The following is a 12,166-nucleotide window of genomic DNA, read 5'->3' on the forward strand; positions in this document are numbered from 1 at the left end:
GCCACCGTGGCCGCGTCCATTCCCATGCCGGTGTCCTGCACCGTGAGGCACACGCCGGCGGGCGTGCCTTCCAGACGGCAGAGGCGGGCCGTGATGCTGCCCTGGGGGGTGAACTTCACCGCATTGCCCAGCAGGTTGAAGAGGATCTGACGCACCCGGGTGGGGTCGGCCATCACCCATTCGGGCAAGTCGTGCGCGGTGTCGACCTGCAACTTGAGGCCCTTCTCGCGCGCGCTGGCACGCATGAGGCTCTCCACCTCCTGCACCAGCGAGCGCAGGCGCACCGGCTCGGGCGCCAGCCGCAGCGTGCCGGACTCCATGGTCGACACGTCCAGGATGTCGTTGAGCACGCCCAGCAGGTGTTGCGCCGAATCATGCGCGGTCTGCACATAGTCTCGCTGCTGGCCCGAGAGCCGGGTCTCGTCGAGCAGGTTGAGCATGCCGAGCACGCCCTGGAACGGGGTGCGTATCTCGTGACTCATGTTGGCCAGGAACACGCTCTTGCCGTGGTTGGCGGCTTCGGCTTCGTCCCTGGCCACAGCCAGCTCGCGCGAGACGGCTTGCAGTTTTTCGTACTGCACGACCTGGCGGCGCAGGTGGCGCACCAGCAGCGCCACGAACAACAGCAGCACGCCGGACTGCACGCCGGCCAGGGCAATCACCAGGCCACCCTGCTCGCGCAGCTGGGCGTTGCGTTCGTCCACAAACCGCGCGGTGGCGCGGTTGGCTTCGCGGGTGAGTTCACCCAGCGCGGGTTCGATCTGCTCGATGGATCGGATCAGTGCCTGGCGCGCGGTGCGCGGCTGCAGAAGCTCACCGGTGTCTGCAAATACCGGGTCGGCCTCGAGCACAAAAGCGTTCACCAGCCGGATGGCTTCGAGGTAGGCCGGCGTGGTGTTGAGCAGGTCGTTGCGCGGGATGTCCGTGACCACGGCGATGCGGCTGACGAACACCTCGTAGCGCTCCACCAGATGGTCGACATCCAACACGGCTTCAGGCTCCAGAGACACTTGAATCGCGCTGCTCAGGTGGCTGAGTTCGCGCTCGAGCTGGTACGACTGCCACATGATCGAGTCGATCTGGTTGACAGCCACGTCCTCAATCAAGCTGAACTGTTTCCACTGGATGTAGCTCAGCGGCGTCAGCGTCACCAGCAGGGCAGCGCCGATGGCGGCCACCCAATGCCTCACCCACCAGCCGTTCAGACCGGTTGTTTCGGTGTTCATTGCAGGTCCAGTGCCTTGAGCTGCCAGATCGAGCGTTCGTAGTAGACGGAGGAGCGCAGTTCGGAGGACTTGTCAAAGGGGTACACCACAAACAGGGGTCCCTTGCTGCGCACGGGGATCGGCTTGTCGTCGATCAGGCGGGCCATGAGCACACCGTGCTTGCCGATGTCTTCGATCGGGATGTTGATCTTGTAGTCGTTGATCGCCACCGCACTCAGGGTGGTGCCGCTGGACTTGACCAGCGCCAGCACGTCCGACAGGAGCGGGCCGGTGAACTTGACCGGCTTGTCGTACCAGGGCGTGCGGGTGGTGAAGCTGTGCTGGGGCAGCTTCTCCAGCATGGCCATGTCGAACACGGCGAGCGCGCCCTTGTTGGTGGCGCCGATCTTGCCGCTCACGCTGAGCACGGTGCGGCCCTTGGGCGCTTCCAGGCTTTGGGCGAACACCAGGGGGGTGACTGCGGCACAGGCCAGCACGAGGGTGAAGAGGCGGCGGGTGTTCATGGTGATGTCTTTTGGGAGCTGGGCACGAAAAGGGTCAAAACGACCCAGGGAGCCGCCTTTGGCGTGCTGATGGGTGCGCTGCAGGCTTCGCTGGTCCGGAAGTGTGGTTTGCTTGAGTACTATCTCGGCGCCGTCCACCCATACTTGAGCATGGTTGATCCAGGCCAGGGGGAATGCGACGAAAACTGTATACAACTGAACAGTTAAAGTTGCGCGATGGATGCCGATACCGGTTTCAGGATCGCAACCTGCTGCCTTTGGGCGGCTTGAGTCCAGAACACAGAGGCTCGGGTCCATCTCACGGTGACACGCCCTCGCACAAGACAGGTGACACATGAAAATCCTCATCGTGGATGACGATGAAATCTCCCGATTTCCCCTTGTATCGTTGGTCAAACGCCTTCCGGTTGGAATGGAGGTGGTTGAAGCCTCGGATGGCGAGGAAGCGTGGTCGCTTTTGCAGGACGGCTTGCGTCCCTCCCTGTGTTGCTGTGACCTGGTCATGCCCAAGCTCGATGGCGTTGGCTTGCTGCGGCGTGTGAAGGCCGATCGCTTCTTGCAGTTCATCCCGTTCGTGATGATTTCCTCGTCCGCTGACCGGGAATCGGTGACGGGAGCGGTCGGGGCGGGTGCGGTCGGGTTCATCGTCAAGCCCTATGCAATGGCGGCGACCAGCCGGACGCTGGAGAAAGTCCTGCGCGAGAGCCAGGGCAGTCTCGCGGAACCCGTGGCCAGCGTGGCGCGCCGCCTCGGTATTTCCAAGGCCGAAGTGACACGGTTGATGCACAAGCTTGAAGCGGAAGTGTCTGCCTGCCTGGATCTGGTGAAGGAGGGCGGTGTTGCGTCGGCGCAATTGCCGGAAATCAAGCGCATTCAGGGGAGTTGCGCCTTGTTGGGTTTGAAGCATTGCGCGAACCTCTTGCGCTTGCAGCCGGAGGATGGGCCGTCGCTCGATGAAACAGGTCTTGTTTCCTTGCGCGAAGTCAAGCTGCAGGTATCGCTTGCACTCGAATTTGCGATGCAGGAAGCATGATCCGCGGCAGCGCTGCAGGTATCCCGCTCATCCCCTGCTGGTTTGCGCCGATCGCTGCCATGCGCTCACTTGATCAAGCAGATCATCAAGCAGTGCCCCCACGCGCTGCACAGCTGCACGGGGCTCTTCTTGTTTTTCGCGAAGCGAATACTCTGCCTGCTCCGCCACCTCGGCGAGGTACAGAGCGCCCATCATGCTGACGCTGCCTCGCAGCTTGTGCAGGCTGGCACACAAGGCGGAGTTGTCTGTCACCTCGCTGGCACGGGTCGCCGCGAGCCAATCTTCGGTCCAGCTGCGGTAGTGCAGCACAAGCAGACCGAGCATCCGCTCGTACAGCTGGTAGCTGCTGCCGCAACTCCGCTGCGCTGCTGCCATGTCGATCCCCGCCAGCACAGGCCAGGCTTCGGTGTCGGTTGGTGAGGCGCGGGCGGTGGCTGGGGTCATGGCGGGCTTCAGTTGGCCCTGACGGCTGGCAACAAGCGCTGGGCTTGGGAGTTCAGATGCGATGGCGCACGCCGGCCGGCGCACTGGCCAGGCGGTTGAGCACGGCGGACGCAATCTGCGACAGCGGCAGGATTTCGTGTGCCGCGCCGCACTGGATGGCCATGCGCGGCATGCCGAAGACCACGCAGCTGGCTTCGTCCTGCACGTAGTTGTAGCTGCCGGCGTCTTTCATTTCGCGCATGGCCTGCGCGCCGTCGGCGCCCATGCCGGTGAGCATGATGCCCAGCGCGTTCGGGCCGAGCACGCGCGCGGCCGACTTGAACAACACCTCCACCGAGGGGCGGTGCCGGTTCACGGGTTCGGTGTCTTCCACCACGGCCACGTAGTTGGAGCCGCTGCGGTCGATGCGCAGGTGGTGGCCGCCGGGCGCGATGTAGGCGTGGCCGGGCAGGATGCGCTGGCCGTGCTGGGCCTCCTGCACTCGGATGCGGCACAGGGTGTTGAGCCGGTTGGCAAAACTGGTGGTGAAACCCGGCGGCATGTGCTGGGTGATCACGATGGCAGGGGCGTCGGCCGGCATGGGCATGAGCACTTCGCGGATGGCCTCGGTGCCGCCGGTGGAGGCGCCGATGCAGATGATCTTTTCGGTCGACACGCGCGGCAGCGCGGCGCGCGGCGGCTCGGCGTGACCGCCCGCTGATGCAGCGCCAGAGCCAGTGGGGACAGCTGCAGGCAGGCGTTTGACGTGGGCGCTCGCAGCCACCCGGATCTTGTCGACGATGTCGCCGGAGAGTTCCTGCAGGCCGCTGCTCACGCCGATGCGCGGCTTGGCCACGAAGTCCACAGCGCCCATCTCCAGCGCACGCAGCGTGGTTTCAGCGCCCTGTTCGGTCAGGGTGGAGACCATCACCACCGGCATGGGCCGCAGGCGCATCAGGCGCGAGAGGAATTCGAGCCCGTCCATGCGCGGCATTTCCACGTCCAGCGTGATCACGTCGGGGTTGGTTTCGCGGATCATCTCGCGCGCCACCAGTGGGTCGGCCGCAGCGCCCACACAGGTCATGTCGGGCTGGCGGTTGATGATCTCGGTGAGCAGGCTGCGCACGAGGGCGGAATCGTCCACCACGACCACTTTGATCTTTGCCATGGTCCTCTCCTTGTCTTCTTGTCGCTTGTTTCAGAACAGGTCCACCGAGCCGCCGGTGATCGCCTTGGCGACCACAGCCGCGCTGCTCTTGCGTTCCTGGGTTTCCAGCGTTTCGGGATGCGAGTGCGCCAGCCGCTTGACCATGGCCTTGCCGGTGGCCGGGAAGTAGCAGACCTTGCGCGGATGGATGTCGAGCACGTCCTTGGAGATCACCGCGATGCGTTCGGTCTGCAAATAGTCCAGCACGAACTGTGTGTTGCGCTCTCCCACGTTCATGGTGGTGAAGGTGTGCATGACCTGACCGCCGCCGAACACCTTGGCCTGCATGGTCTCGCGCCGCGCGCCGAGTTTCATCATTTCGTTGATCAGCAGCTCCATGGCAAACGAGCCGTAGCGCCCGCCCGCGTCCATGCCGCCGTCGGGCAGCATGAAGTGGTTCATGCCGCCCACACGCGCGCGGGGGTCGTAGATGCAGGCGGCGATGCAGGAGCCCAGCACCGTCATCACCATCATGTCGTCGGCGGTCACGTAGTACTCACCCGGGAGCACTTTCACCGCGTCCTGTTGAAAGTGGTGATCGCTGTAAAAAAAGCTGGCCTCGCCCGGCTTGCCCTTGCGGGCCTTGAGCTGGTCGAGTCGGGAGGTGGGAGCTGCGAGCATGTCAGTGGCTCTTAAATACGTTCATAGACCGTCTTGCCGCGCAGCGCGAACAGATTGCGGGCATCACTGAAGTTCTCGGCGTGGCCCACAAACAGCATGCCGCCGGGCTTCATCACCCGGTGAATGCGCTCCAGCACCTGGCGTTGTGTGGCGGCGTCGAAATAGATCATCACGTTGCGGCAGAACACCACATCAAACGGTTCACGAAACGGCAGGTCGTGGATCAGGTTCACGGTCTGGAAGCTCATGTTCTTCTGCAGCTCGGGCTTCACCCGCATGAAGCCTTCATTGCTGCCCTTGCCGCGCATGAAGAAGCGCTGCATGCGCTCCGGGCTCAGGCCCTTGGTGCCGTCGGCCTTGTACACACCACGCTGCGCGGTGGCCAGCACCTTGGTGTCGATGTCGCTGTTGACGATCTCGAACGACCCGCTGGCGCCCAGACCTTCCTGGGCCGTCATGGCGATCGAATACGGCTCTTCGCCGGTGGAGGCCGCCGAGCACCAGATGCGCCAGTTCTGCGAACGTTTGGCAGCAAACATCTGCGCCAGGATTTCGAAGTGGTGCTGCTCGCGGAAAAACGCCGTGAGGTTGGTGGTCAGGGCGTTGATGAACTCCTGCCACTCGGCACCGTCGTGGTGTTCGAGCCAGTCAAGGTAGGTCTTGAAGCTGTCGTGTCCGGTTTCGCGCAGGCGGCGCGACACCCGGCTGTAGACCATGGCGTGTTTGCCGTCGTGCAGGCTGATGCCGGCCTTCTTGTAGATCAGCGCCTTGATGCGCGAGAAGTCGGCGTCGGACCAGACGAACTCACGGCCTTCAGCCAGCGGGCCGTCTTCAGACGCTGCCGTGCGCGGTGGTGGCACCGGACGCGCAACGCGTTGGGGGGAGGGGCTCTGCTGCAGCATCGGGTGTCCTGACCGGTTGGGGACTGGGGCGCGACAGGCGCGCGGGATGTTCGTCGAAGAAGCTCAGTGCCGCGAGCGGCGCACCAGGCTGGAGGTGTCCAGGATCAGCGAGACCTTGCCGTCGCCAAGGATGGTTGCGCCCGAGACGTTGGGCACGCGCCGGTAGTTCGATTCCAGGTTCTTGATCACCACCTGTTGCTGGCCCAGCAGCTCGTCGACCATGAGCGCCACACGCTGGCCATCGGCTTCCACCACGACCATGATCGGGCTGGCGCCGCTGTGCTCGAAGCGCGGCACCTGGAACACGCGCTCCAGTTCGATCACCGGCATGTATTCGTCCCGCACCTTCACCACCTGCGCGCCCTGCGCCAGCGTGTTGATGTCGGTCGGCTTGATCTGGAACGACTCGATGACGCTGGACAGCGGCAGGATGTAGACCTCGTCGCTCACCCGCACCGACATGCCGTCCATGATGGCCAGGGTCAGGGGCAGGCGCACCGAGACGCGCATGCCGTAGCCCTCGGCCGAGTCGATCTCCACCGTGCCGTTGAGCGCGGTGATGTTCTTCTTGACCACGTCCATGCCCACGCCGCGGCCGGACACATCGGTCACTTCGTCGGCGGTGGAGAAGCCGGGCGCAAAGATCAGGTTCCAGACCTCGTTGTCGGTCATCGAATCGGGCGCGTCGATGCCTTTTTCGCGCGCCTTGCTCAGCAGCTTCTCGCGGTTGAGGCCCTTGCCGTCGTCGCGCACCTCGATCAGGATGGAGCCGCCCTCGTGGGTGGCAGAGAGCGTGATCGTGCCGTGCTCGGACTTGCCCCTGGCTCGGCGGTCTTCCGGCATTTCGATGCCGTGGTCGCAGCTGTTGCGGATCAGGTGGGTCAGCGGGTCGGTGATTTTTTCAACCAGGCCCTTGTCGAGTTCGGTGGCTTCGCCGTGCGTGACCAGCTCGACCTTTTTGCCGAGCTTGGTGGCGAGGTCGCGCAGCATGCGCGGGAAGCGGTTGAACACCACCGACATCGGGATCATGCGGATCGACATCACCGCTTCCTGCAGGTCGCGGGTGTTCCGGTCGAGGTCGGCCAGGCCCGCCAGCAGTGGCTGGTTGTCGCCGTTGTCGAGTTCGCGGCTCTTCTGCGCCAGCATGGCCTGGGTGATCACGAGTTCACCCACCAGGTTGATCAGCTGGTCGACCTTGCTGACCGAGACACGCAGCGTGCTCGATTCCATGGCGGCGGGTGCGGCGGGGCGGGCGTCAGCCTTGGGCGCGGTGGGCTTGGCGGTGCTGTCGGGCGCGGTGATCACCGCTTGTGCGGCGGCCACGGCGTGGGCCGGTACACCGGGTGCGCCGTCAAAGAAGCCGAAGTCCTGGCCGGCGGCCAGCACGGGTGCAGCCGGTGCGTCGTCGGCGGGAGCGGCCAGATCGACGATGCGGATCTCTTCCTTGCTCACGTGGAAGGTGAAGAGGTCCATCAGGTCGGCGTCGGACGAGGTGGTGGTGGCGCGGTAAACGCGCTTGTTGGCCTGGTCGCAGGGCAGGGGTTCGATGGTGCCCAGGCCGGGGATGTCGCGGAACAGCTCGGCCACACCGTCGGCCTGCGCCACGTTGTCCAGCGGGCCGATGTGGATTTCGAGTTCGCGGGTGGCCTTGGCCACCGGCTTGTTGATCACGCGGGCCGGGGCCGGTGTGGGCGTTTCCACCACGGGTGCGGCCACCACCGGTGCGGGGGCGGCTTCAGCAACGGGTGCGTCGGCCTCTTCACCGTTGGCCAGTGTGTAGATGCGGGCCACCAGATCGCCGGTGGCGGGTGTGTCGTTGCCGCGGCCCTGGTGGTGGGCGAGCTGCAGGCGCAGCGCGTCGCTGGATTCGAGCAGCACGTCCACCATGGCGGCGGTGGGGTTGAGTTCGTGGCGGCGCAGCTTGTCCAGCAGCGATTCCATCTGGTGCGTGAGTTCGGCCACGTCGGCAAAGCCGAAGGTGGCGGCACCGCCCTTGATGGAGTGGGCGCAGCGGAAGATCGCGTTGAGCTCTTCGTCGTCGGCCTTGTCCACGTCGAGTGCGAGCAGCATCTGCTCCATCTGGTCGAGGTTTTCGCCCGCTTCTTCAAAGAAGATTTGATAGAACTGGCTCAGGTCAATGTCGTTGGCCAGGCTTTGACCTTCGTTCATCATTTCACCCATGGGGGATCTCCTTGGCTGCTGGTGAGCGGCGCGCGTTTGTTTAACGAATGACTTTTTGGATGACTTCGATCAACCGGGCGGGATCGAAGGGTTTGACCAGCCAGCCGGTGGCGCCCGCGCTGCGGCCGGCCTGTTTCATCTGGTCGCTGGACTCGGTGGTCAGGATCAGGATGGGCGTGGTCTTGAATTTGGGGTGCTCGCGCAGCTTGCGCGTGAGGCTCAGCCCGTCCATGACGGGCATGTTCTGGTCGGTCAGCACCAGGTCGATGCTGTGGGTCTGGGCTTTCTCGAAAGCGTCCTGACCATCCACCGCCTCCACCACGTGGTAGCCCGCACCGGTGAGGGTGAATGCCACCATTTTTCGCATGGAAGCCGAATCGTCGACGGCAAGAATGGATCGCATGGCTAACTCCGTGTTTCAGTCAAATATCGGCAGATACCGGGGGGTCTTGAATCGGGGCCTGCTCGGTCAGAACAGGTCGATGGAGCCGGCGTCCATCTCGCTCTGGGTCACCGGGCTGGGTCGCTCCGGCATCGGGTCCAGGCCCAGCGGTATCTCGCCTTCGTCGGGCTCCATGGCCTCTTCGGCCAGGCGCCAGGCGCAGCTCTGCAGCACCTTGCTGGTGTGCACGATCAACTGGGTCGCCATGTCATGGAACTGGAGTTCGGTCACGGCCTGGTGCAGGTTGGTGCGGATGGGGCCCAGTTCTTCCTGGTGGTCCTCGGGCAATGCGCCCAGGGCCGTGTTGGTCGCGCCGAAGCGCTCCATGAGGTTGGCGGTGGCGTGGTCCAGCAGGCCTTCCAGGCGCTGCAGGTCGGTCACGGCCATGAGCAGGGCGTCCTGCAGGTTGGCCACCAGATTCACGGGCAGGGAGACGCACGGCGGGGCATGCTGCATCGTCAGGTGGTCCATGGAGTTGCTCGTGTGGGGCATGTCGAATAGGGTGGGCAGTACAATTTTCGAGGTCTGTAAGAAGCTGTATCGGCAGATAACGGGCCAAATTCAGCACCATTTCCCGGGTTGTCCGGTCGCTGCCGCCGACCATCGGCCAGCGCCGCCAGCCCCCCACCTTCCCAACATTCCCCACAGGCATGTCCGAGAACCTCGACAAACCCCCGGTTCACATCCTGCATCTGGAGGACTCGCGGGTGGACCACGCGCTGGTGAAGTTCGCCCTGCAGCGCAGCAAGCTGCTCAGCGAGGTGGTGCTCGTCGACACGATTGACGATTTCAAGCGCGAACTGCTCACCGGGCGTTTCGATGTGGTGCTGGCCGACTACCACCTGCCCGGCTTCACCGGCATGGACGCCTGGGACGTGGTGCGCGAGATGCAGATCGAGATTCCGTTTGTCATCCTGTCGGGCGCCATCGGCGAGACCGCGGCGGTGGACGCGATGCACCGCGGCGTGAGCGACTACTTGCTCAAGGACAGCATGCACCGGCTCTCGCACGTGATCGAGCGGGCCATCGAGGTGTCGCAGACGCGGCGTGAGCGCGCGCGCGCCGCCGAAGAGCTGGCCGAGTCGCGCCGGCGCCTGGCCGAGCTGGCCGAGCACCTGCAGACCAGCATCGAGCAGGAGCGCGCCAACATCGCGCGCGAGATCCACGACGACATCGGCGGTGCGCTGGCCGCCGTGAAGCTCGACCTGGCCTGGGTCGGCCGGCGCGAAACCGACCCCGGCGTGCTCCAGCACGTGGGCACCGCCATGGAGATGCTGCAGCACGCCCTGGGCGCGAGCCAGCGCATCATGATGAACCTGCGCCCGCCCATCCTCGACCAGGGCCTGGTGGCCGCGGTGCAGTGGCTGGCTGGAGGCTTCGAGCGCCGCAGCGGCCTGCGCGTGACCATTCGCCGGTCGTCCGACCAGATCGACGTGCCGATGGATGTGCAGCTGGTGGCCTACCGCACGGCGCAGGAAGCCCTCACCAACATCGCCAAACACACCAAGGCCACGGCGGTCGACATCGATCTGAGCGATGGCGAAGGTGTGTTGACCCTGGAAGTCACCGACAACGGCCAGGGCATGAGCCCGGATGCCCTGCGCAAGGCCGAGTCCTTCGGCCTGCTGGGCCTGCGCGAGCGCGCTGCCAAGGTGGACGGCTGGCTCGACGTGAGCACCTCACCCCGGGGCACCTCGGTCATCCTGTCCGTGCCCCTGACCCCCTCCAACCAACCGGACAGCGCGGCGAACGCCGCTGAGCAAGCCCATGATCAAGGTGATTTTGTGTGACGACCACGCGGTGGTGCGACGCGGGATTCGCGACACCATCTCGGAGGCCACCGACATCCAGGTGGTGGGCGAAGCCGGCAGCTACCCCGAGCTGCGCGAAGCCATGCGAAAGACGGAGTGCGACGTGCTCGTGCTCGACCTCAACATGCCCGGGCGCGGCGGGCTGGAGGTGCTGGCGGCCCTGAAGGAAGAGGGCTCCGCCGTCAAGACGCTGGTGGTCTCCATGTACCCGGAAGACCAGTACGCCATCCGCTGCCTGCGGGCGGGTGCGCGCGGTTACCTCAACAAGGCGGGTGAACCGGCCGAGCTGGTGGCCGCCATCCGCACCGTGATGCAGGGCCGCAAGTACGTGACCGCCGAGGTGGCGCAGATGCTGGTGGACAACCTGCACGCGCCCGAGAGCGAAGAACTGCACGCCAGCCTGTCCGAGCGCGAACTGCAGACCCTTCAGAAGATCGCCTCGGGCAAAAAGCTCTCCGACATCGCCGAAGAGCTCATGCTCAGCCCCAAGACGGTCAGCGTCTACCGCGCCCGCGTGCTGGAAAAGCTGCATCTGGCCAATAACGCAGAACTCACGGTTTACGCCATTCGAAATGGCATTGTCTGAGGGCTTGTGGGGCTGTTGTTGAATTGAATGTGTGCTGGCGCACATTAACGCCTGTCGGGAAATTTGACACTTCCGGGTGAATTGAACGGGGCGATTCCGGCTCAATTCGTCAAGTGGTTGGTACATAGAAGGATTCGGTGTCTGGCACGCTAACTGCGTACGGTAATACCAGTCGAGGGAAACTGATGTCCAGGATTCTTCTGACGTTCTCTATTACCAACGGAACACTCCATGATCAAAATTACCAAAATTGCGGCGGCTGCGGTTCTGGCACTGTCGTTTGGCGCTGCAAGCGCGCTGCCTGTTGTCGACAGTTTCAGCGTCGACCAAGGAAAGACAGAAGACCTGACGACCAACGACGGTCCCGAATGGGCCACTCAAGTGGCTGGCGCCGACATTCTGGGTGGCTACCGCGACGTGTACGTTGAAAAATACCTTTTGAACGGTGACACCGCTCTCGGTCTTTCGGCGGTCACTTCCAACGGCAGCTTGAGCTACAGCGAAAACACCCAGCAGGCCGGCATCGGCGTGATTCGCTGGGACGGCATCGCCACTGGCGGAGACATTGATGTGAATGGCCTGGGCGGGGTTGACCTCACCAAGTACGGTTCGGCCTTCAACGTCCTGGTGCTCGCCGCCGATGACCAGTCGCCCCTGACGTTCACCGTCTGGAGCGGTGGTACCACCAGCCCGAGCTCCTGGACGGTCTATACGCAGGAGTCGAGCCTTCCGATGTCCTACATCTTCAGTTTCGCCAGTTTTGCGGGCGCCGACTTCACCAATGTGGGCGCTCTTCAACTGCAAATCAACGATGGCACCGGTGCAGCGCTCGACACCCGCATCGACATGGTCAGCGTGGTTCCAGAACCCGGTACCCTGGCATTGGCCGGTATCGCCCTGCTGGGTCTGGGTGCGATTCGCCGCCGCAAGTCCTGATTCCCTGGATTGCAATTCACCATTGCGATCCGGTCGAATTCAAAAGCAGCCTTCGGGCTGCTTTTTTATTGCCGATTGAATTGGATCGGGCTCAATTGAAAGATATTCTTCCCTTGATTCATAAGGGATTCAGCCGCCGAATACCATCGGCACGACAAAGCCCGCCATCGGCTGGGGAATAATGGCCCATGACCACTGCCACCTCCATCTGGAGCCCCCTGCGCCAGCCCGCCTTTCGCGGTCTGTGGATCTGCGGTGCGGTGTTTTTCATTGGCGCGGGCATGCAGACCATGGC

13 protein-coding genes are annotated in these 12,166 nt (G+C 63.9%); 4 read left to right on the plus strand and 9 right to left on the minus strand.

Going from position 1 to position 12,166, the window contains the following annotated elements:
- Positions 1-1,226 (minus strand): histidine kinase dimerization/phospho-acceptor domain-containing protein (locus Q0C59_RS05445; protein WP_291212784.1); only part of this gene is annotated, 1,226 nt, incomplete at its 3' end.
- On the minus strand, positions 1,223-1,729 hold the full coding sequence (locus Q0C59_RS05450) for a hypothetical protein (protein ID WP_291212787.1): 507 nt from the start codon (positions 1,727-1,729) through the stop codon (positions 1,223-1,225). The genes Q0C59_RS05445 and Q0C59_RS05450, both read right to left, overlap by 4 nt.
- Before the next feature lie 334 nt (positions 1,730-2,063).
- Between Q0C59_RS05450 and Q0C59_RS05455 the strand changes: the two genes are divergently transcribed.
- Positions 2,064-2,762: a response regulator gene (locus tag Q0C59_RS05455; protein ID WP_291212789.1), complete on the plus strand. Its 699-nt coding sequence runs from the start codon at positions 2,064-2,066 to the stop codon at positions 2,760-2,762.
- Between the two features lie 27 nt (positions 2,763-2,789).
- On the opposite strand, the gene Q0C59_RS05460 is transcribed toward Q0C59_RS05455, so the two are convergent.
- From Q0C59_RS05460 to Q0C59_RS05490, 7 genes are all read right to left on the minus strand, one after another.
- Positions 2,790-3,206, minus strand: a complete 417-nt coding sequence (locus tag Q0C59_RS05460) for an Hpt domain-containing protein (RefSeq protein WP_291212791.1) — start codon at positions 3,204-3,206, stop codon at positions 2,790-2,792.
- 52 nt (positions 3,207-3,258) lie between these two features.
- Positions 3,259-4,353, minus strand: coding sequence for a chemotaxis response regulator protein-glutamate methylesterase (locus Q0C59_RS05465; RefSeq protein ID WP_291212793.1), 1,095 nt, complete (start codon positions 4,351-4,353; stop codon positions 3,259-3,261).
- A 30-nt stretch (positions 4,354-4,383) separates the two neighbouring features.
- Positions 4,384-5,013: a chemoreceptor glutamine deamidase CheD gene (gene cheD / locus Q0C59_RS05470; protein ID WP_291212795.1), complete on the minus strand. Its 630-nt coding sequence runs from the start codon at positions 5,011-5,013 to the stop codon at positions 4,384-4,386.
- 11 nt (positions 5,014-5,024) lie between these two features.
- The gene (locus Q0C59_RS05475; RefSeq protein WP_291212797.1) at positions 5,025-5,915 is read right to left on the minus strand and encodes a CheR family methyltransferase; all 891 of its coding nucleotides are present in this window, start codon (positions 5,913-5,915) and stop codon (positions 5,025-5,027) included.
- Positions 5,916-5,978: 63 nt separating this feature from the next.
- Positions 5,979-8,096, minus strand: a complete 2,118-nt coding sequence (locus Q0C59_RS05480) for a chemotaxis protein CheA (RefSeq protein ID WP_291212799.1) — start codon at positions 8,094-8,096, stop codon at positions 5,979-5,981.
- A gap of 40 nt (positions 8,097-8,136) precedes the next feature.
- Positions 8,137-8,499 (minus strand): response regulator, encoded by a 363-nt coding sequence (locus tag Q0C59_RS05485; protein ID WP_291212802.1) that lies wholly within the window; start codon positions 8,497-8,499, stop codon positions 8,137-8,139.
- 66 nt (positions 8,500-8,565) lie between these two features.
- On the minus strand, positions 8,566-9,009 hold the full coding sequence (locus tag Q0C59_RS05490) for a hypothetical protein (RefSeq protein WP_291212803.1): 444 nt from the start codon (positions 9,007-9,009) through the stop codon (positions 8,566-8,568).
- A gap of 179 nt (positions 9,010-9,188) precedes the next feature.
- Between Q0C59_RS05490 and Q0C59_RS05495 the strand changes: the two genes are divergently transcribed.
- The 3 genes from Q0C59_RS05495 (at position 9,189) to Q0C59_RS05505 (ending at position 11,871) form a co-directional block, all read left to right on the plus strand.
- A complete protein-coding gene (locus tag Q0C59_RS05495) occupies positions 9,189-10,328 on the plus strand; it encodes an ATP-binding protein (RefSeq protein ID WP_291212805.1) in 1,140 nt (379 codons plus the stop codon).
- Positions 10,306-10,935 (plus strand): response regulator transcription factor, encoded by a 630-nt coding sequence (locus Q0C59_RS05500; RefSeq protein ID WP_291212808.1) that lies wholly within the window; start codon positions 10,306-10,308, stop codon positions 10,933-10,935. Before Q0C59_RS05495 ends, Q0C59_RS05500 begins: the two co-directional genes overlap by 23 nt.
- 231 nt (positions 10,936-11,166) lie before the next feature.
- Positions 11,167-11,871: a PEP-CTERM sorting domain-containing protein gene (locus tag Q0C59_RS05505; RefSeq protein ID WP_291212811.1), complete on the plus strand. Its 705-nt coding sequence runs from the start codon at positions 11,167-11,169 to the stop codon at positions 11,869-11,871.
- Positions 11,872-12,166: the final 295 nt, after the last annotated feature.

This window comes from Hydrogenophaga sp., assembly GCF_022844385.1.
Taxonomy (GTDB): Bacteria; Pseudomonadota; Gammaproteobacteria; order Burkholderiales; family Burkholderiaceae_C; genus Hydrogenophaga.

What these genes read in the sequence shown, in the direction of transcription:
- Q0C59_RS05465 (WP_291212793.1), bottom strand. Translation starts at nt 4,353, where the DNA reads ATGGCAAAGATCAAAGTGGTCGTGGTGGACGATTCCGCCCTCGTGCGC.
- cheD (WP_291212795.1), bottom strand. Translation starts at nt 5,013, where the DNA reads ATGCTCGCAGCTCCCACCTCCCGACTCGACCAGCTCAAGGCCCGCAAG.
- Q0C59_RS05475 (WP_291212797.1), bottom strand. Translation starts at nt 5,915, where the DNA reads ATGCTGCAGCAGAGCCCCTCCCCCCAACGCGTTGCGCGTCCGGTGCCA.
- Q0C59_RS05485 (WP_291212802.1), bottom strand. Translation starts at nt 8,499, where the DNA reads ATGCGATCCATTCTTGCCGTCGACGATTCGGCTTCCATGCGAAAAATG.
- Q0C59_RS05450 (WP_291212787.1), bottom strand. Translation starts at nt 1,729, where the DNA reads ATGAACACCCGCCGCCTCTTCACCCTCGTGCTGGCCTGTGCCGCAGTC.
- Q0C59_RS05455 (WP_291212789.1), top strand. Translation starts at nt 2,064, where the DNA reads ATGAAAATCCTCATCGTGGATGACGATGAAATCTCCCGATTTCCCCTT.
- Q0C59_RS05460 (WP_291212791.1), bottom strand. Translation starts at nt 3,206, where the DNA reads ATGACCCCAGCCACCGCCCGCGCCTCACCAACCGACACCGAAGCCTGG.
- Q0C59_RS05480 (WP_291212799.1), bottom strand. Translation starts at nt 8,096, where the DNA reads ATGGGTGAAATGATGAACGAAGGTCAAAGCCTGGCCAACGACATTGAC.
- Q0C59_RS05505 (WP_291212811.1), top strand. Translation starts at nt 11,167, where the DNA reads ATGATCAAAATTACCAAAATTGCGGCGGCTGCGGTTCTGGCACTGTCG.
- Q0C59_RS05495 (WP_291212805.1), top strand. Translation starts at nt 9,189, where the DNA reads ATGTCCGAGAACCTCGACAAACCCCCGGTTCACATCCTGCATCTGGAG.
- Q0C59_RS05490 (WP_291212803.1), bottom strand. Translation starts at nt 9,009, where the DNA reads ATGGACCACCTGACGATGCAGCATGCCCCGCCGTGCGTCTCCCTGCCC.
- Q0C59_RS05500 (WP_291212808.1), top strand. Translation starts at nt 10,306, where the DNA reads ATGATCAAGGTGATTTTGTGTGACGACCACGCGGTGGTGCGACGCGGG.